Below are 20,054 nucleotides of genomic sequence, written 5' to 3'. Positions count from 1 at the left end.
ACGTGGTACGGTAGAGCTCCTTTCTGGTTAGAGCTGCATGTTCGATGCATTCGTTATTGCGCTTAAACGTACCCGTGCGTGCACTAGCTCTTCGGTTCTTACAGCATCCAGGTGAGTTAATGAGGCTAAATCATGCCTGCATCCTGCTCCACCTTCAAATCCACAGCCTTTACAATTATCCTGGCCACGTGTTATTGAAAAACTGTAACCAAGTCCTTCGTGTGAACTTAAAGGAAACCACGATTCAAACTTCCCTATTTTTTCATTGTAAAAGGTTAAATTCCGCGGTAGGTCTGTCTCTTTAAATTGAGGAGTTGGTGCAAAAGAGCGATTAGGTCGGCAGTATTCTTGTGCCACATGGGCTGGAACATCTCGTTGGGCCTTACCAATCTCCAGCCAAGCAGTGCGTAATGTGGGCAAGCCATTGGCCGAGAAGAACCACTGATCCGCTCCCACATTAAAATGCTGCAGTGCCTTGTTTAAAGGAGCAAAGTCGAAATGGGCTGAGCGATGAGCGGTGCCGTGTTGTTGATACGCTAATCCTACAGCTTTTCCCGTTTCCGGATCGATACGCTCCATTTCCTCAATACGAGTTGACAAAAAGGCTTTTGTTTCATCATCCATATGCTGCTCTAGCATGAGGAGCATGTAAGTGTCTTTAGCCCAAAAAGCGTATTCATAGGCGGTGCAATTAAAGGTACGACCAGAATAATCAGTAAAAAGCCCAGGCGTTTGCAGCATGGTTTGTGCATTAGCCGTATGTTGACTTAGGCATGCACCTGCCTCATGTTGTTTTCCTTGGGCAATATCATGCAAAAATTGACGCATTTGAAAGTTAGGATGGACACGACAAGCCTCTTTAATGACGTGGGGTAATTTTTCAAAAAACTCATTAGTATTATGGGCAATTAGGGAGACAAGATCTATCTCTGTTTGGCTTGCAACCCATGAATTTTTATGATGAATTTTAGATGGGTGCCCTGAAAAATCAGCGCGAATAGATGAAAAATAGCTTTGATTAGGAATGGCCGAATCGATAACTTCTGCAAAATTCACGCAAATAGCCCCTTGATGAGCCACAAATTGGACGGCTCCTCCTTGAGACTCAGTATCTAAGAGCAGGAAATCATCCATATGAGCATTTTCTTTTGTGGCTGTAATGGTGTGATAAGTACGGGCAAACTTTTGTTTCACTGCGGCTAAGTCATTGCTGTTTAAGAGAATGGATAAATCAAATTTATCTACATGCACATTACAAAAAGTAAAAAGTTCTTGTTCCACATCCTTTTTGTCCATGAATGCATTGTAAACTGTTCCAACTAAATCATTGCTTAATTCAGGATCGGCATCAAGAATGGCACCAAAATTTTTTTTGCTAATGCCTTTTGACTTACAATAAACGTTGAGGATGGCTAAAAAGAACTGGGTGATTATGGATAAGCGTTCCGTTTGCTCTTCTGGTTTTATGGTTGTGCTTAGAACACGATAAAAAGGGGGGAGTGCTATATCGTTCCACAGGTAGGGTGCGCAAGCCCCTAATAGTGCCTCAATATATTCTTTGGAACTGGCGTTATTCTCGAATCCCATAAGGGTATCGATGGTAATTTTGGTCACCGGCTCACTATTAGAGCGCTGCGTAAAATCAGTAGCCAGACCAAATAAGGCTAAGCATTGCGCTTTTAATACCGCTTGAATCTCTGAAAAACTTGGATTGGCGGACAAGCACTTTAAGACGCTTTGAGTTAAGGTTGTCTGCAGATCCGGTTGGGTTATTTTAATAGAAGGATAAATCCGGTGCATTGCATTATACAACGGTGAACGAGGAGTTCCTTGAAGATCAGTTCTTCGCTCAATAGAAAAGAGCGGATTAATAACGGTAGAGTTTGGATCGGGTTCCCGTGGTCGTAATTGAATGGCATATAAATTAGACGATTTTTCCAGTAAGGCATTAATTGTCTGGCCATAATGATTTTTCATGGCTGAAACTGCGACGATATAAATCTCTATTTGCTCAAGGCGGGCTTTTTTGTGGGTTTGTTCCAGGTTGCCTTCACCAAGTAAGGCCAGATCGAGAAGTAGGGCATTTCTATAAGTAATTAATTCGCTCAGCGCTCCCCCATCAAAAAACTCACGCAAGGCGGTGATGGCTTTGCAGGTATTATCAGTAGAGATTTCTTCTCCTCCGACAATAGGGACTAGTAGGTGCATCAGATTGGTATCGGGATTAATGTAGATGTATCTCGGAGATACAGGTTCAGTTAGTGGAATGTACATCTTGTCTCACTTTAATGGTATTAAGTTGTTGTAGCAATAAGGCTCGCAGAATCTTCTGTTAAGATCAAAATCCTTTTTAACGTTTTTGGCTTGCAAATAATCCCAAATCATTTGTTGAAGAGCAAGATGTATTTAATTCTGCCTTAGTCTTGTTCGATATACGGCAAAGAAAATTCTACAACACCCTGGGCTCTTTATGGAGTAGCTCGTGGTATTGATAATCGTCCAGTTAATCCTGAGCGTATTAATCAGGGCAAATAAACGCGGTGCTCTGAATCTTTGGATTGTGTTCTATCTATATTTTGTTTCTCTAAGGCACTGAACGTAGTGAAGGACGGCAGGTGATTCATACTACAATCCAGACGGGCCTGCTGTTTTTGTTCTAGCAAAATTTGTTTTTCTATGAGCACATAGGTTATGAGGTAATGAGATAGTAATATCCTCTCATTTTCCAATAAGCTAGGTGGGGCCTGTTTCTCTGTTCCTATTTGAAGACGTGATAATTCATCACTAGCCCAAAATAAAAATAAGCTGGTTGAGAGAAAGGTTTGGCGTGAGGTACAACGTACTATAGCTTCGCCCAAATCAGCAATCAATTGCCGTAGAGAGCAATAAGCATCTTGAGATGAGATTTTTTCACTCTTATCTAAGTAAGCTTTGTTGTGGGACGGTAGCTCATCTATATAACCCATCAAATCTTGGGCAATTTTTTGCAGTGTAAAGGGAGAAAGGAGGGCCGATATGCTCGGTGCCGTCATTAAATCCCAAGATAAAAATTGCTGTAAGCGATTTTTTAAACGGTTTAACGGCATTTCGCGGATGCGGTTTCGTGCCCATTTGCGAATTTCTTCATGACCATCCTCATAAAGAATAAGATCTAAGGGACCATGCTTGTCATACTTCATCATTTCTGCAAGTAATTCACAAGTAAGTTCTGCTCCTGGTTGAAAATATGCGTTCTTAATTTTTATTTCTTCCACTTTGGGTGCGGAAGTAACGGTCGTTTTCCACTTCTCGAATTCTGCAGTCAAAATACGGGTTGTGGGAGGGATAATTTTCGAACCCTGTACCTCTGGCGCGTTTAATTCAGTAATTTTTGATGCAATGGCTTTAGATGTGGATAAAATTGCGGCAATAAATCGTTCTTCAGTATTATGATGATGTTTTCCCATTAGCAGATGAATCAAACTACCCTCTGCCGCTACAGGATCTAAATATTGGCTATTTAAAAATTGTCCTGGGTTATCTTGCGCACGATGAAAGGCCATTATAATACAGCTTCGGGGTGTATCCTTTTCTAATGTCCGATAACGATGATGAATTAGGGCCCCAGCTTCAAATATTGTGGTAAGTGGCATTTCTGGATGGGTTACTTCAACCACAGTTGGGGATTTTTCGCCTGTTATTTTTTGCTGTAAATCAAATATGGATTGTACCGCCTCCTTAGAAGTAAAAATCGAAGCGTCTTCAGTAGACCAGGCATCTCCATTGCTACTGATATTACAATTTCGAACTCCTTTATGGGTTCCAGGAATAAAGACAAAATTTTGCCCTTTAGGACCACTAGGTTTCCCGCGCTCCCAAGTCACAATAATTTTAAATTCTCGGCGAAATGGTGTATTGTCAATATGTAACATGTTGTCTTGTGCCTGAACGGCTAACGGTTCAGCATCTTTTCCACGAGCATCGACCATTCGAATGGGACCGCCAGAAGAATAGGCGATCAGCGCAATCATTAATGGATGAATAAATGCATCGCTAAACTGATTCGCACTCAAAAAATCGGGGTGATTTCCAAGATTAATATAAGCATGGATCCAGCTATTACTTCCATCTGTTGCCAGTTTTTCGGTGTAATGCGTTATTAATTCTTGAAAACTCTCTGTGTCGATCATTCTTCCAAAAATTAAAGCTCCATCCTGCTCCATAATTTTAGTTAATTGATGAAACTTTCTAATAAGATAGCCTGCTTTTATAATCCCATATTCTTGGGTAAACTGTTCTTGCATGCTCTGTAGCAGCTTCTTTTGGAACGCTTCCTTTTTTTCTAAATCCTGAAAACGGTTATAGGCTTCGGGGACCCTAATTTCTTTTGCTTCAACTAATTCTGGTACAATAGGCCTGGCAGAACATCGCTCTTTAATAAGCGCATCAATTGCTTGTTTGTTGTTCAAGGGGATATCTAATACAATTTTATTATACATGAGGGTACTCTTTGTACTTTTCCACTATAGAGGCCTGCGTAGAATAATTCGCGTTCAGGCTAGTTTAGTGGAATTTAAATATTTTTAATTCAATTTGCAATGCAAAGTTTACGACCTCAGAATTTTGAAATCATTTTGCTGCGCGCCATTTTGCGTGCTCTCCGTTCCTCCAAAACAATAAATGCCCCTATTCTCAATTGTACACATTGGAGGTAAAAGTGTTGCCCATGTCTGTGAGAACTGGTCCCTATGTCCTTAGCATAACTTGACCACGGTATACTTTTCTTGCTTTTAAATCGGGTAATTCGCCCTCAAGCTCCTTCAATGGTAATTACTGCCGCCCCCGTAAAACGGCCGTGGCGCAAATCATCAAGTGCTTCGTTCGCTTTAATCAAGGGATAGGTGTGAATTTCGGTTGTTATCGGAATGGTTGGCGCTAAAGCTAAAAATTCTTTACCGTCTCTGCGCGTTAAATTGGCAATAGAGCATAAAGTGCGTTCCCCCCAGAGAATATCATAAGGGAAACTGGGAATATCACTCATGTGAATCCCTGCACAGACTACTATTCCACCTTTTATTGTATGACTTAAGGCAATAGGTATCAGGGTGCCAACGGGAGCAAAAATAATTGCGGCATCCAGAAGATGTGGAGGGGCTTGATTGGAGTCTCCAGCCCAATTAGCACCTAATTGATAGGCAAATTCTTGGGCCGCATAATCGCCGGGACTGGTAAATGCGTAAATAGTTCTTCCTTGCTGGCGTGCAACTTGAATAAGTATGTGTGCTGCTGCACCAAAACCGTATAAGCCTAAGTGTTCAGCTTGAGCTGTTTTTAATAATGCGCGATAACCAATCAATCCCGCACAAAATAATGGTGCAGCCTGATAATCTGAGTAACCTTCGGGTATGGGAAAACAAAAGCCATGGTTTGCAACGCAATATTCTGCAAATCCACCATCAATTTGGTAGCCTGTAAAGCGCGCACGATTACACAAATTTTCGCGTCCAGTGAGACAAAATTGGCAGGTCTCACAACTTCCTCCGAGCCAGGGAACTCCAATTCGCTGACCAACATGAAACTCTCTGACCTCGGAGCCTAGTTGTGCAATTGTTCCTACGATTTGGTGTCCGGGAATAAGCGGTAATTTAGGGTTAGTTAATTCACCATCGACAACATGCAAATCAGTTCTGCAAATTCCACAAGCACTCACTTTAATTAAGACCTGGTTCGGCGCAGGGCTTGGTTTAGCTACTTCTTTATATACTAATTTTTGTAAGGGATTTTCCAAAATCATTGCATACATCGAACTTATCCTTTATCCATAGACTACATTAAAATGTAGCACTTTATTGTTCACTTCGCCTAAACGATGTCTTGTTTGTTGCGCTTGACAATTAGTGCCAATATATCAAAATTAATTAATATGAATGGTTGTTGCTATTTTTCAGAAATCCCTTTTAAAAGGACGAAAAGGATGAGCTACATTGAAAATCGTGTTTTTGATGAAATTTCTATTGGTGATTCAGCTTCCTTAAAGCGTACTCTTACGCAAAAAGATATAGAACTTTTTGCAGTGATGTCGGGGGATGTGAATCCGGCGCATGTTGATGCTGAATACGCTAAAACAGACATGTTTCACAAAATCGTTGGGCATGGAATGTGGGGGGCATCATTATTGTCCACCGTTTTAGGGACTGAGCTACCAGGACCGGGAACCATCTATTTAGATCAAACTTTAAAGTTCGAATCGCCCGTAGGCATTGGTGATACCATCACGGTAACGTTGACGGTTACGGAGAAGGTGCAAGAAAAAAATATTGTGATGCTCGATTGTCTTTGCGTCAATCAGTTCGGTAAAACGGTGATTAGCGGATACGCCAAAGTTATTGCGCCTACGGAAAAAATAAAAAGAAAACGAATGACCCTGCCTGAAGTAGAGCTGAAAGAAGAAAAGGCCCATTGGTACCAAGGTTTAATGGCAGTAAAAAACCAATATAGACCGTTAATTACCGCAGTAGTCCATCCTGTTGATGTACTTTCATTAAACGGAGCAATTACTGCAGCCCAAGATGGCTTAATTACCCCCATCTTAATTGGCCCCAAACAAAAAATCCTAGATGCTGCAAAAGAAGCTGATTTGGATATTTCCGACTATGAGATTGTTCCTACAATGCATAGTAATGAAGCCGCGGAAAAAGCGGTGGAAATGGCGCAAAAATGCTTGGTTGAAGCCATTATGAAAGGTAAGCTTCATACTGATGAATTAATGACCCCTATCGTAAATAAAAATAGTGGGTTGCGTACAGCGCGACGTATGAGCCATGTCTTTTGCATGGATGTACCGAATTATCCTAAGCCAATCTTTTTGACAGATGCGGCAATTAATTTATTCCCAAATTTAAAAGATAAATGTGACATAGTGCAAAATGCGATTGATTTGTTTAGCACCTTAGGTTTCGGTATCCCTAATGTCGCCATTTTGTCTGCAGTAGAAACAGTGAATGAAAAAATTCCCTCCACACTGGATGCCACAGCCTTATGCAAAATGGCTGAGCGTGGGCAAATTAAAGGAGGGGTTCTGGATGGGCCTTTAGCATTTGATAATGCGATTTCTATGGATTCTGCTCGCGAGAAAGGAATTTATTCTCCAGTTGCGGGACAGGCCGATATTTTGGTAGTTCCTGATGTTGAATCAGGAAATATGTTGTATAAACAAATGACTTATCTTTCCGGAATTGAGGCTGCAGGAATTGTATTGGGCGCGCGTGTTCCGATTATTCTTACTAGCCGTGGTAGTGATGAATTATCACGCAAAGCCTCCTGCATTATGGGACTACTTTACGTTCGTAGACAAACGGATGGAGTTAAATAGCATGGATAAAGCGATTTTGGTTCTTAATGCAGGCTCTTCCAGTATTAAATTCGCATTGTTTACCTGCGCTGATTTAAAATTACTTTATCAGGGTAAGATTAGCGCTCTATTTGATAAGCCTCAATTTGTTGCTTATAGCACCCAGCAGGGGCAAATTATCAATGAATCCGTGTCTTTTCCTGGATATGAATCCTGCTTAGCGCACTTATTTGATTGGTTTAGTGGGTTACCTCATCGCTTTGTTTTAAGTGCTGTAGGGCATCGTGTGGTACATGGGGGGGCTATTTTCCAAGAACCTTGTTTAATTAATGAAATGATTACGGCACAGATCGATTCGCTAACCCCGCTAGCTCCTTTGCATCAACCGTTAAATGTGATGGCAATCAATACAGTGAGTAAGTTGTATCCAACTTTGCCACAAGTTGCCTGTTTTGATACGAGCTTTCATCACACCCAAGAAAAACTGGCAACCTTATTTGCGATTCCACGAGAATTGACCGCTGAAGGAGTAGTTCGCTATGGATTCCATGGGATTTCTTATGAATACATTGCTTCAGTATTGCCAAAGAATATAGGCCCTAAAGTTATTGTGGCGCATCTAGGTAATGGGGCTAGTCTTTGCGCGATGCATGACGGTAACAGTATGGCGTCATCCATGGGATTTACTGCTTTAGATGGTTTGATGATGGGCTCTCGTTGTGGAACGATTGATCCTGGTGTGTTGCTGTACTTGCAGCAAGAAAAAATGTATACCGTGAAAGAAGTTAATGATCTTTTGTATTATAAGTCGGGCTTACTTGGTGTTTCTGAAATTAGTTCAGACATACAGGATTTAGAATTTAATCCTGATCCAAGGGCTATTGAAGCCGTTGATTTATTTAGTTATCGGGTAGCTCAGGAGATGGGTAGCTTGCTTTCAATATTGCAGGGATGTAATGCGATTATTTTTACAGCGGGTATTGGTGAAAATTCGGCTGTAGTGAGAAAAAAAGTATGTGAGCGTTTGCATTGGCTTGGTGTGCGCATGGACGAAGAGGCTAATCTTGGTAATCATTCAGTGATCAGTACCTCTAATAGTGCAGTCTTCGTTGGGGTCATTCCTACGAAGGAAGAGTTAATGATCGCAAAGCATGCAATGACCTGTCTTTTGCGTGATGATTCGGATAAAAAATAGACAACTAATCAAACTTAAATTAAACTTAACAATAATTTAATGGGTAAGTGTTCACAAGGAGTTTATTGGTAACCTGTGAAGGCTTATTGTAATAAGGTAGGACACCATGTCTTTAGGGTCTAAGAGTAATCCAATGTCACATAAATCGCTGTATCTTCAAGAGGCTTCCCAAGAAGCCCAATCAACTCATCCTGAAAACGCACCGGCCATGCTTCTTTGTCCTATTAGCGGTGACTTCATGAAAAAGCCGGTTATTACACCTGAGGGAAAGGTTTATGATGAGGAGTTTATTCTTACTTACTTAAAACAAAAAAGAAAAGAAGAGCGAAATGATCCCATAAGCCGTAATCCGTTGAAAGTAGATGATCTTAAGCCTTTTCCTGAATTAGTAAGACATATTGAAGATTTTACGAAACGTAAAGAAGAGTATGTGAAAAAGAAAGAAGCTTTTATTCTGGAAGTTAGAAAAATTGTTCATCAACAAGGTATGCTTCCAGATAGGCCTGAATTGTTTTTATGTCCGATAAGTCAAGAATTGATTAAAAACCCAGTGATTACGTCGAAAGGAAAGGTATACGATCGTGATTCGTTAATAAACTATCTTCAGATACCCCATGGTAAAGATGAACTTGGATTGGTTTTATCTCCCAATGATTTTGTCGCATTTACAGAATTTAAAGAGCAATTAAATGTATTTCAGTTTTATTTAACAAAGCAACAAGAACAAAAAACGACGGAACCTAAATTATCAACTAGTCCTTTTAGTTTGTTTAATAGCCTATTTACTTCTTTGTTTGGGGGGGATGATCCTACCGATAAAGATACTAAAGATGACACCCCTAGCCATAGATTGTAGTTTAATATTTAAACACATCGCCCTTTTAATTCACAAGAAAGTTTTTTAATTGTTAAGATTTTGCTAAGTTCTCAATTCTTCATGTCAAATTGCTCTCTTTTTCGACTATCATATATATAGTTAATTCATTATTTGGGCAACAATTATGAATCATAGAGACCTTGAAAAATATATTATCCAGTTTAAAGAAGACTTAAAGATTGCAGATACTTGTAAGACTATAAGAACAAGTATTCTTGATGCGATTACCAAGGGTGAGTATTTTTCTCCTGAGCTTACTGCTTACTTTGTAAGAAATGATGAAAAAGCTCCATTTAAGGTTTCATCAACTGATCCCTCACAAGTTGCGGTTCTTAAAAAACTACTTAATGCTTTGGAAAACGTTGAAAAAGCAATTTCCGGAGTTGAAAATCTTGATATCAAACGAGACAGATACAAGATAGGCATTTATAAAGATCTTGCTAAGGCTGGATATAATGCGGTGCATGAAGTAGCTGCTGCCTTGGAGCTAATTAACCACAGTAGTTCTGATATTCAAGAAATCGTGGCTCCACATATCAAAGATCTGATGCCGAAAATGGCGTTTGCTGCGAATGCCTTAGGACAATTTACTCCCTCAAACCCTGAAGAAAGTGCAGGGGCGCTTCTTGCGGGTGCTATACAGCAGCTTCCACACGCCAAGCATACTAAAGAGAAGAGCCTGGAAAATTTAAGTACGTTCATTTTTGATTTGCCTCGTCGTTTTGAGGCTTTGCAAACACTTGTAGCCACAGGTGCTTCAGGTATTGCAAACAAATCAATTACTAGTCCTGAAGCTTATCAGCAAGCAATGATTAAACGAGCCAATGAAACCAAAGAGTACTTTGAAAAATTGAGTACTAAAGGTGGCATTATGGGATTACCCAGTTATATTGGAGTAATACGTAAGTTAGTTGCTCACAGTACGGATTTGGTAAACACAGCAGCCCCATTAACGAAACAAGCTTATTTGGATGCTGCAGATAAACTGAATGAAATTAAGCATGAATTATTGCCTCAATTACTTGCTGAATTAGAAAAAATTGAGGAAGGAATGAGTTTAAAACCAGGAACCCTAACTGATCCTGTGTTGAAACAAATGAACACTTATTATACCCAATTAGCCACTCAAGTTGAGGCGATTGCACAAACAGCCGGGGTATTGGATACCGCAACTGAATATATGGATTCAACCTTAGGTACCATGGTGCGTTATCTGGCTGGGGACAAGGGCAAGTTGGATGTCGGTGAGAAAATCAAGCCCGTTGAAGGCCTAACGGTGATGATGGATGAGCGATTTGTTGAAAAGAGAAAGGCAAATCAAACTACTCGATTGAATGAAACACTCTTTGAGGCAAATGATGATACTGCCAAAGAGGCGGCAACTCGCTTTTTTGACCGACTTAACTCATACAACAGTATTCACCAAGCTTTATGTAAGTGGAGCTTAGCTAATGTCTCTCCAAGTGAACGAGAAGCACTTTTAGCGGATTACAAACAGTTCCAATCTCATTTCGCTGCCATGCATCCAGACGTTGATAAACTTATTGTTGATGCATTAACACTCCCTACAGGAGCAAATATCGTCTCCAGATTATGGAGTTCTGAATACAAACAAATGTGGGGTTCTAACCACTTTTCCAAAGTTTTAGCATGCAAAAATGAGGTGATGGAGCATATTGAGCAGAGTAAAGCTCAAGCAGACTTTAAAGCTCGACTTATTGATAACACAATGAGTCATGCAGTAGAAGTTGCTTATGTAGCGAATGAGAAGACTACGCAGTTAAACGTTTCAGTACAACCTTATATACCTTATGTCATTCATTTTGAAGAGGGTAAATCTGCCGAACATTATCATAAAGAAGGTATTATCGCTGCAAATCACGTCACGAAATTAGAGCAGGCTCGTGATGGGGTGAATCAATTCTTCAACTATTTAAAAGAATATGCACAACAAGGTGAGCCACCAAGAAATACGGTAAATAATGAGCCTTTGTTCAAGTCATTAACTGCAGAAGATAAAGAGTTTTTGCGCGCCCAATATAAAAAGTTTCAACCTCAGATGCTTACGATGGGCTCTGCCTATGAGAGTCTTAATGAGCATTTAGTTGCTATTTTAAATTCGCCAACAGCGAATGATCCTAAAAATCCACCTTTGTATTTAGCCCATGTGCTCCAGCAGGAGACGTTAATTGATGGTGCGTTAGCTACATTACAAACTAAAGTGGAACAAGATAAAAAGACATATATTGATAAGGAAAAAGAGCAGAAAGAAAAAGAAGTTACCGCTGAGCCACTTACCGCTAAAGGTGAGGAGGTTGGTAAGAAAACATTGTTTGGAATGCTCAGTGAGTTAAAGCTTTCTCAATCAGTAGATAACTTTTTACAAGATAAATTCCAAAATTACTTAAAAGAAAATTTATCGCCAGAGGTATGGAAGCAGCTACCCAAAGAAAGTGGTACTGATAAACTTGATTTGGATTCAAAAAATCTACCTTACACGCTTCTTCATAAAGATAGCGAAGAAGTCGTAATGTACAAACAGTTAATCAATTCCTTGCATTACATGCGTGTTGGGTTGAAAGAGCTGGAAGAATTAAATAATACCGCCGATCCTACCAATACATTCACGCGTGCTTGGCATCTGTGGGGGGCTTTTAGTGCGTTACTCCAAAACATTAATAAGAGTAAATTCCATTTGCTTGAGGCTGCCGCAAACCCAGGCTTAAAATCAATTCTCCAAGAAGGGCTTGATTTACTTGAGCCTATAAAAAATATTCCTATCTTAGGTGATTATGTAAAAGAGCCTATGACCAATAGTGGAGACTATTTAAAAGCGTCTAATGAAGCATCACAGATTGATGTGATTCAGGCGTGGAAAGAGCAGCAAAAAATTGTAGAACGAGGTTTAGCCGATCGAGTGCCCGCTGAAACGCCGGTTGTTGTTGATGCCGTCGAAGAAGAGCAAGGACCTGTATACGGTCCAGAGCCTGAACCAAAATCATACGTGCAATTAATTGCAGAAAAACTCTATCAATTGCCTGTAGCTTTAAATCGCATTAAAGGTGTCGATGAAGCCTCTTTAGCTTCGGAAGAAGAAGTAAACAAGCAAGTTAAAAGTTTTGTTGATGGTTTAAATGGACTGTCATTTGGTCCGGGTACCGCAAATAAAGTATTAAATACCATTGCCAAATTCCAAATGCAGATTTCAGAAATTGGTACTCTAAGCCATGATTTAGCGCTGGCTCGTCTGAAAGAAATTCGCTCTGAATTTGGTGCTATTTTTATGGAAGCCGCAGACAGTGCTGAGTTTCATTTAGGCTTAAAAGCAGGAACTTATTCTGATGTTGTTAAAGCGCGTTTTGACCGATTCTATGAGTCCCTTATCGTCAATGTGTCTACTGAGTTTAAGAAGGATCAGGATGGACTCATATTGCTTTTGGACCTTTCTGACACTCAAAAACGTTTGGCCAGAGAAGTTAAACGAAAAGATGACATAGAGGCTACGAACTTTGTTGCTGTTGCTCAAGGAACGTTAACAAGTGCTCATTATGATGACTTTGCTAAACAGATTAACGCTTTTGATGAGCTGGCTGTGGTTTATGCTGAGAGTGCTGTTTCTGGCACAGCTCTTGTAGATGATTTTCCTTGGTTAAAAGAAAACGCATCGGCAGCTTATGGTTTGCTTCAACCGGCATTAGCTGAGATTGACCCTAAATTCACCGTAGATTTTCTTGAAGATGCTTATAATGAATCGAGTTTACGAGAGTTAGTGGAGCAAGTACTTGCTGTGCAAGATAACGCATTGAAACCAACAACTACATTTGAACGCTTTCAACTTTTAGTAAGAGAATCAGATTTTGAATCTGAAGAAGATCAGAAAAAGTTTTTACAATACTATGCAGAACTTCAACCTTATCTTGCTAAAATAGATGATGTCCATAAATCGGTTTATTTTAATGCCTACTTAAGAGAGCTACAGACTCCTCAGGATTTCAAAGAACAAGGGAAAAATATTGTTGCTGAAGCCCCTAAATTACAGGAGCTCATTCAAGGGCTTGCTGATGCAAAAGCACTAAGACTGAAATTATGTGAGGAGCGTATTACTCATCTTGAGAATATGATCAAGACACAACAAGAGGTCATTGGCCCCCAAAAAATCGAGGCCTTTAAAGAGAAGCTTTTTAGTAATTATGTAAATGCCAATTTCAAAAGTACATTAGAGCCTCAACTCGGTCCTCACGCTGAAGCATTTTTTGAGCATATTTTGCCTGAGTTTACTAAGAAACAAGCAGAGATCGTGGGTGGAATAAACATTAACCAAGACATGGAAGGCGTTATTGCCCAACGAATTGACGATGCTTCTAAAATTATCATCGATGCGCAAAAAGAATCCTTCAAAGATAAGTTGTTTGAATCCCAAGTACAAGAGGCGGTGAAACAATCAGCAGGTAAATCCTTGGGCTTTTATGCCGAGGCATTTATGAAAACCATACAGCCTGATTATAAGCAGGCCAAAACAGCCGCTCTTAATGGCATTGAATTCAATGAGAAGATGGGAGTGAAGATTGCTTCCTCTGTGGAGCAGGTTGTACCTCTTGTACTGGAATTAAATAAAAATATGCAAGAAGCTTTATCTCGATTAAATACAACCTTAGATAAAGTTAATGAGTTGATTGAGCAAGAACAAGGATTGGCAGATAATAATCCTTGCAGAGCCAAAAAACTGGATACGTTAATGAAATTAAGAGATGAATTAACGAAACTTGATTTAAGTGGGCAAGAAAATAAAGTTGACCATATCAATGAGGTTCATATCAATGCAACCCAAACAATAAGTGAAGCAGTGGGGTATGATGCGATTATCAATATCTATGATGTGCTTAATGAGTTAAAGCAAAAGATTGAAATTGAAGCAATGCCTCCCCAGGAAAAAGAAAAACGATTAGCTGTTATTTCTGGAATTCAAGAAGGTTTAACTGATGCAACATCATTACCTTCTGAGCGATTAGAACAGGCATTGAGTAGATTAAGTGCTGCATCAGAGCAGAATGTATTAAGAAGTGCTAATCATTATTTGGTTGGTGATGCTTATAAAGGACAACTGTTTGATAATCATTTAAACGTTACTCTGGCTGAGACAATGCAAGGGGAGTTAGGTCCTTATACTGACGCGTTTATTCAAGAGGTGCGTTCTGATTTTATGACTAAAAAATCAGAAATAATTACGGATTTAGCGGTGGATGATAAAACTGAGGAACAAATTGCTGATAAGTCTAAAACACATTGGGCTAATGTTTGTTCTAAGAACCAGAACGCAAAAGAATTATGTGTTTTACTGAATGATTCTTTAAGAATAATCAGTCAGGTGATTGCCGAGGAAGAACGCATACAGGCAGCAAATCCAGGTAATCCAGGACGAGAAGAAAAAATCAATCAATTGAGAAAGTATCAAGGTATTCTTGCGGATGACAATATTCCTGGGCAAGATGGGATGGTGCATTTGCAAAGACGTAATGCAGAGGTACAATCGTTCTTGGCTCGCGCACCACAATATGATTCGCTCATTAGAGTACATGACAGTCTTAGCGAGATGAAAGCCTATGTTGATAGCAAAGAAACATCGGTTTTTATTAAAGATCAAAAAATAAAAGAAATCTCTAAGATGCAGGCAATGTTAGAGGTTGATTCGAAAGATCCTTCTGAGCGTTTGGCAGATGTTAAGAGTCATGGTTTGAGCGAGAAGTGTCAGGAAGTATTGCATCAAAACTCAGATAATCCGTTTGTTAAACTGATTAAAAAGTTTGTGTCTTTCTTTACTGGACCGACTCAGGAAGAAACGATGATGTCTTCGTTCAAGCAACGCTTGCACGACATTAAAGTTCCAGCAGCAGGAGGAGAAGCACCACAGGAGCAAAGTAATCTTAATCTTGGGTTGTAGTCGGCTTGTGTGCAAATAATACCACGAGATACATCGAGGTCGTAGTCCGTATGACGCTGCACTAATACGGACTACGCCTGTTGTTTATTTCCCAAAAATCTTACGAATTACCTCAGTATAGGCCAAATGTTGCACGAATTACCGCGGCTTGACCGCGGTATCCATAAAGTTCGAAGGAAGAGGCTAATTGAGTTGGGGAATTGTTTCTACATGTCTGACTATCAATGTTTTTTAGCAAAAAACCATGGAAGCAGGACGAATAAAATCAAACCACCCACAAGGAACGATTCAAATAGGAATACATCACCGATAGGAATTTGTGAAGGGGGCGCAAAGCCAACCAACATGGCACTGAGACAACAAAAAATACCTAATCCCGAGACAAACCACATCATCTTATTTCCGCCAGGTATTTTATATCCACGAGGCTGATCGGGTCTGGAATATCTTAGTTTAATCGCTGACGCAAACATAATGACATAAACCAGTAACGCCATTTGCGCACTTAAATCACTCAACATCCAATATGCTGCGTTAATTGAATTTAAAAAAATAAAGACCGTACTTAATACCGTAACGATAATCGCTTGCGTAAATAGAATAGTTGTGGGTGCGCCATACTTATTGGTGCGGGTAAATCGTGCCGGTAAAGAACCATCACGTGCAGAAACCAGCAATCCTTTAGTGGGTCCAATGATCCAGGCAGAAACCCCGCTTAAACCACCAAGAATGATTAACACGGCAAGTACAGAGGTCATCCAAGGCATGTGGTAGGACTTAAAAAACACAGCGTAGGCATCAATTAAACCTGAAACAACACTTAGGCTATCATTAGGAACCACCACAACAATAGCTAAAGAGCCTAACGCAAGGGTAGAGATGATTAAAATGGTTGAGTACAACAAGGCTCGTGGATAGTCACGCTGAGGGTTTTTTACCTCTTCAGCATGCACCGCTGACATTTCCATACCAATTAAGCCAAATAATACCGCAGCAAATAAGGAAAGATTTCCCAATGACTCAAAATTAGGAAACCATGATGAGGGATAGTCGACTGCCATAGGCTTACCTTGGAGTCCCCATAAGAGTGCTAGTCCAATGATCACCACCATAGGAAGTACAGTGCCTATAGTCGCACCGACAATGCTCACAATGCTGGATATTTTCATGCCAAAGCAGTTTATGAAGGTAAATAACCAGAAGAGTCCAACAACGGTGCCCAATAAATAAAACTTATTGTTGGCGAGTTCAGGAGCAATCAAATAAGACAGGGTGGCGGCAATAAATGCAAGCATGGTGGGGTACCAAACCACATTGTAGATCCACTGTAACCAGATCGTAATAAAGCCAGCACGTTTACCAAATGCTTCTCTAACCCAAACATACAACCCGCCAGTATTGGGATAAGCCGTAGCTAATTCTGCTGCTACAAGCGCAACAGGAATAAAAAAAGCAATCGCCGCGATCACATAGTAGGAAACTAATGATAAACCCAGTTTGGCGCTAATCGGTAAGGTACGTAAGCTATCAACAGCAATTACGTTAATCATTACCAAGGAAAAAACGCTCAGAACCTTTTTTGGTTGACTCATGATTAATCCTTAACGTACAAATAAATCATTAGGTTACTTGGGTAAAAAGCTACTTTAATTAAGGATTAAGAAAGCAAAAAATTTTCCACGCACCTATCTGAATTCATAGTAAATAAGCAGTCGCGCAGTATAACAGTGGGGGGTAGCTAAGACAATAACCAGGGGGGGAAAAACATCGGAGCATATGGAAAAAAGATAGTACAGGGATTTGCTTGGATTGAGTAGTGGGACTTCTGGATTGTAACCCGTATTACGACAGTGTCTAAATACGGGTTTTTTTAAATTAAATTGGTGTAACCTGGTTGCGTGCAACCAGGTTTCCATTAAGCGATGTTTCTTAATACGTACTGCAGAATTCCACCGTTTTTGTAGTATTCCAATTCGTCAGCAGTATCAATACGGCATAGAGCGTGAATTTGCTCACTCTTACCATTAGTACGTTCTATAGTCACATTAACCATAGCACCAGGAGCTAATGACTCTGAAACATCAATGCTGATGCGTTCATCGCCAGTTAATTCAAGTGTTTTACGTGTCATGTCTTGAGTAAACTGTAAGGGTAATACGCCCATACCGATTAAGTTAGAACGGTGAATACGCTCGAAGCTTTCAGTAATTACCGCTTTAACACCAAGTAAGTTCGTACCTTTCGCGGCCCAGTCTCTTGATGAACCCGTACCATACTCTTTACCCGCAATAACCACTAAGTCGTGATGATCTTTTTGATAAAGCATCGCTGCATCGTAAATTGGCATGACATCACCCGTAGGAATATAACGAGTGATACCACCTTCTTGGCCAGGAGTCATTTCGTTACGAATACGAATGTTCGCAAAAGTTCCTCGCATCATCACTTCATGGTTACCACGACGAGAGCCATAAGAGTTGAACTCTTTCTCACTAACACCTTTAGATTTTAAATACAAGCCAGCAGGTGAGTTGGCTTTAATTGAACCCGCAGGAGAAATATGGTCGGTAGTAATCGAGTCACCAAAAAGGGCCAGGACATAAGCCTGTTTAATGGGTTTAATTGGATCTGGAGTCTCTTTTAAGTTATCAAAGAATGGGGGATGTTGAATGTAGGTTGAATCAGCATCCCACTCGTATGTTTTGCCAGTACTGGTCTTAATTGCTTGCCAGTGTGCATCACCTTGGAATACTTCTGCATATTCTTTACGGAACATACCGCCAGTAACTTTAGAAACTTCAGCTGCAATTTCTGCATTTGTTGGCCAAATATCTTTTAGGAATACATCATTTCCTTTATTGTCTTTGCCAATAGGTTCTTTACCTAAGTCAATGCAAGTAGTTCCGCAAAGCGCATAAGCAACAACTAATGGAGGAGAAGCCAACCAGTTTGTTCTTACTTGCGGATGGACACGACCTTCAAAGTTACGGTTTCCCGATAATACAGAGGCAACAACCAAATCATTCTCGCTGATTGAATGTGAAATCGCATCAGGAAGAGGGCCTGAGTTACCAATACAAGTAGTACAACCATAACCAACTAAATTAAAACCTAATTGATCCAGGTACGATTGCAACCCTGCATGGTTCAGGTAATCAGTAACTACTTTAGAGCCAGGGGCTAAGGACGATTTAACCCAAGGTTTACGTTGTAATCCTTTTTCGATCGCTTTTTTAGCAACAAGCCCTGCAGCCATGAGCACGCTTGGGTTTGAAGTATTGGTACAGCTGGTAATTGCGGCAATAACTACATTACCGTGTTTCATTTCAAAGTCCTGACCTTTAACTGGAAATGACTTATCTTTTTCTTGTTCTTTGCCTGATTCTTTTAGGAAGGCAGCAAACTCAACGGGTAATGTGTGTAGATTTACTTTATCTTGTGGGCGTTTTGGGCCAGCTAAAGAAGGTTCGATCGAGCCTAAATCTAATTCTAAAGTATCAGTAAATACTGGGTCTACACTGTCTTTGTCGTACCACATGCCTTGAGCTTTGGCATAAGCCTCAACCAGGGCAATGGTGTGGGCGTCACGGCCTGTTAATTCAAGGTAACGAATAGTTTCTTTATCAACAGGGAAGAAGCCACAGGTAGCACCGTATTCTGGAGCCATATTGGAAATAGTTGCACGGTCAGCCAGTGGCAAATCACTTAAGCCTGGGCCGTAGAATTCAACAAACTTACCAACAACACCTTTCTTTCTCAACATTTGAGTTACGGTGAGTACTAAGTCGGTGGCCGTGATTCCTTCATGCATCTTGCCATGTAATTTGAAGCCAATAACTTCTGGAATTAGCATCGACACGGGTTGGCCTAGCATAGCCGCTTCTGCCTCAATCCCACCAACACCCCAGCCTAAAACGCCTAAGCCATTGATCATGGTTGTATGAGAGTCAGTACCTACTAAGGTATCTGGATAGGCGTATAATTGACCCTCGTCACTGCTGCTCCATACAGTCTTACCTAAATACTCCAGGTTTACCTGATGGCAAATACCTGTTCCAGGAGGAACAACTTGGAAATTGTTGAATGCTTTTTGTCCCCAACGTAAAAACTCATAACGTTCGTTGTTACGTTCCATCTCAATTTCAGTATTAATAGTTAAGGAATCACTAGTACCGAATTTATCAACCATCACTGAATGGTCAATGACCAAATCAACTGGAGATAACGGAGAAATCTTATCTGGATTACCACCCATTTTCACAAGAGCCGCTCGCATTGCTGCTAAGTCAACAACCGCGGGAACCCCTGTAAAGTCTTGCATCAGTACGCGAGCTGGTCGAAATGCAATTTCATGTTGAGATGTTTTTTTGTCTAGCCAGGCAGCAATCGCTTCAATATCTTTAGTGGTTACGGTGTTGTTGTCTTCAAAACGTAATAGGTTTTCGAGAAGTACTTTCAGAGAGTAGGGAAGACGGTTAACCCCTTTTAAATTTTTATTTTCAGCTTCTTTGAGGCTGTAGTAGTTATAGGTCTTTCCATCTACGTGCAATTGACACTTGGTGGATAGACTGTCGTGGCCAACTTTCATAAAAAAACTCCTGGAATTAAAAGTTGAATCATAGCTTAAATTTTAGAATTTTTCATGTGACTCCTCATGAAAACAAAGAAAATGTGGACTTTAAAAGCCGCGAGGGAAATTTTGCCTGGATTACAG

The 20,054-nt window shown here is 40.3% G+C and carries 9 protein-coding genes; 4 read left to right on the top strand and 5 right to left on the bottom strand.

From position 1 onward, the window contains the following. Nucleotides 1-27: 27 nt before the first annotated feature. From ACD661_RS04085 to ACD661_RS04075, 3 genes are all read right to left on the bottom strand, one after another. Nucleotides 28-2,274, bottom strand: a complete 2,247-nt coding sequence (locus ACD661_RS04085) for a hypothetical protein (RefSeq protein ID WP_400186517.1) — start codon at nucleotides 2,272-2,274, stop codon at nucleotides 28-30. 248 nt (nucleotides 2,275-2,522) lie between these two features. Further along, on the bottom strand, nucleotides 2,523-4,478 hold the full coding sequence (locus ACD661_RS04080) for a hypothetical protein (RefSeq protein WP_400186516.1): 1,956 nt from the start codon (nucleotides 4,476-4,478) through the stop codon (nucleotides 2,523-2,525). Nucleotides 4,479-4,789: 311 nt separating this feature from the next. Then, on the bottom strand, nucleotides 4,790-5,782 hold the full coding sequence (locus tag ACD661_RS04075; protein WP_400186514.1) for a zinc-dependent alcohol dehydrogenase family protein: 993 nt from the start codon (nucleotides 5,780-5,782) through the stop codon (nucleotides 4,790-4,792). A 171-nt stretch (nucleotides 5,783-5,953) separates the two neighbouring features. Between ACD661_RS04075 and ACD661_RS04070 the strand changes: the two genes are divergently transcribed. The 4 genes from ACD661_RS04070 to ACD661_RS04055 all read left to right on the top strand — a co-directional run bounded on the left by ACD661_RS04070 (nucleotide 5,954) and on the right by ACD661_RS04055 (nucleotide 15,340). After that, on the top strand, nucleotides 5,954-7,351 hold the full coding sequence (locus ACD661_RS04070) for a bifunctional enoyl-CoA hydratase/phosphate acetyltransferase (protein WP_400186513.1): 1,398 nt from the start codon (nucleotides 5,954-5,956) through the stop codon (nucleotides 7,349-7,351). Nucleotide 7,352: 1 nt separating this feature from the next. Then, on the top strand, nucleotides 7,353-8,525 hold the full coding sequence (locus ACD661_RS04065) for an acetate/propionate family kinase (RefSeq protein ID WP_400186511.1): 1,173 nt from the start codon (nucleotides 7,353-7,355) through the stop codon (nucleotides 8,523-8,525). 133 nt (nucleotides 8,526-8,658) lie between these two features. After that, complete coding sequence (locus ACD661_RS04060) at nucleotides 8,659-9,381, top strand: U-box domain-containing protein (RefSeq protein WP_400186510.1); 723 nt, start codon at nucleotides 8,659-8,661, stop codon at nucleotides 9,379-9,381. A 145-nt stretch (nucleotides 9,382-9,526) separates the two neighbouring features. Next, entirely contained in the window at nucleotides 9,527-15,340 is a 5,814-nt protein-coding gene (locus ACD661_RS04055; protein WP_400186508.1) for a hypothetical protein, read from the top strand. A 221-nt stretch (nucleotides 15,341-15,561) separates the two neighbouring features. Here ACD661_RS04055 and ACD661_RS04050 read toward each other — a convergent pair whose 3' ends face one another. Both ACD661_RS04050 and acnA read right to left on the bottom strand, forming a co-directional pair. Continuing rightward, nucleotides 15,562-16,932, bottom strand: a complete 1,371-nt coding sequence (locus ACD661_RS04050; RefSeq protein WP_400186506.1) for an amino acid permease — start codon at nucleotides 16,930-16,932, stop codon at nucleotides 15,562-15,564. 323 nt (nucleotides 16,933-17,255) lie between these two features. Then, nucleotides 17,256-19,928, bottom strand: coding sequence for an aconitate hydratase AcnA (gene acnA, locus ACD661_RS04045; protein ID WP_400186504.1), 2,673 nt, complete (start codon nucleotides 19,926-19,928; stop codon nucleotides 17,256-17,258). Between the last annotated feature and the right edge of the window lie 126 nt (nucleotides 19,929-20,054).

The organism is Legionella lytica, from assembly GCF_044626755.1.
Classification (GTDB): Bacteria; Pseudomonadota; Gammaproteobacteria; order Legionellales; family Legionellaceae; genus Legionella; species Legionella lytica_A.
Note: the sequence above shows the minus strand (reverse complement) of the source record. Positions and strands in the feature narration are given on the sequence as shown.

What these genes read in the sequence shown, in the direction of transcription:
- ACD661_RS04085 (WP_400186517.1), bottom strand. Translation starts at nt 2,274, where the DNA reads ATGTACATTCCACTAACTGAACCTGTATCTCCGAGATACATCTACATT.
- ACD661_RS04080 (WP_400186516.1), bottom strand. Translation starts at nt 4,478, where the DNA reads ATGTATAATAAAATTGTATTAGATATCCCCTTGAACAACAAACAAGCA.
- ACD661_RS04075 (WP_400186514.1), bottom strand. Translation starts at nt 5,782, where the DNA reads ATGTATGCAATGATTTTGGAAAATCCCTTACAAAAATTAGTATATAAA.
- ACD661_RS04070 (WP_400186513.1), top strand. Translation starts at nt 5,954, where the DNA reads ATGAGCTACATTGAAAATCGTGTTTTTGATGAAATTTCTATTGGTGAT.
- ACD661_RS04065 (WP_400186511.1), top strand. Translation starts at nt 7,353, where the DNA reads ATGGATAAAGCGATTTTGGTTCTTAATGCAGGCTCTTCCAGTATTAAA.
- ACD661_RS04060 (WP_400186510.1), top strand. Translation starts at nt 8,659, where the DNA reads ATGTCACATAAATCGCTGTATCTTCAAGAGGCTTCCCAAGAAGCCCAA.
- ACD661_RS04055 (WP_400186508.1), top strand. Translation starts at nt 9,527, where the DNA reads ATGAATCATAGAGACCTTGAAAAATATATTATCCAGTTTAAAGAAGAC.
- ACD661_RS04050 (WP_400186506.1), bottom strand. Translation starts at nt 16,932, where the DNA reads ATGAGTCAACCAAAAAAGGTTCTGAGCGTTTTTTCCTTGGTAATGATT.
- acnA (WP_400186504.1), bottom strand. Translation starts at nt 19,928, where the DNA reads ATGAAAGTTGGCCACGACAGTCTATCCACCAAGTGTCAATTGCACGTA.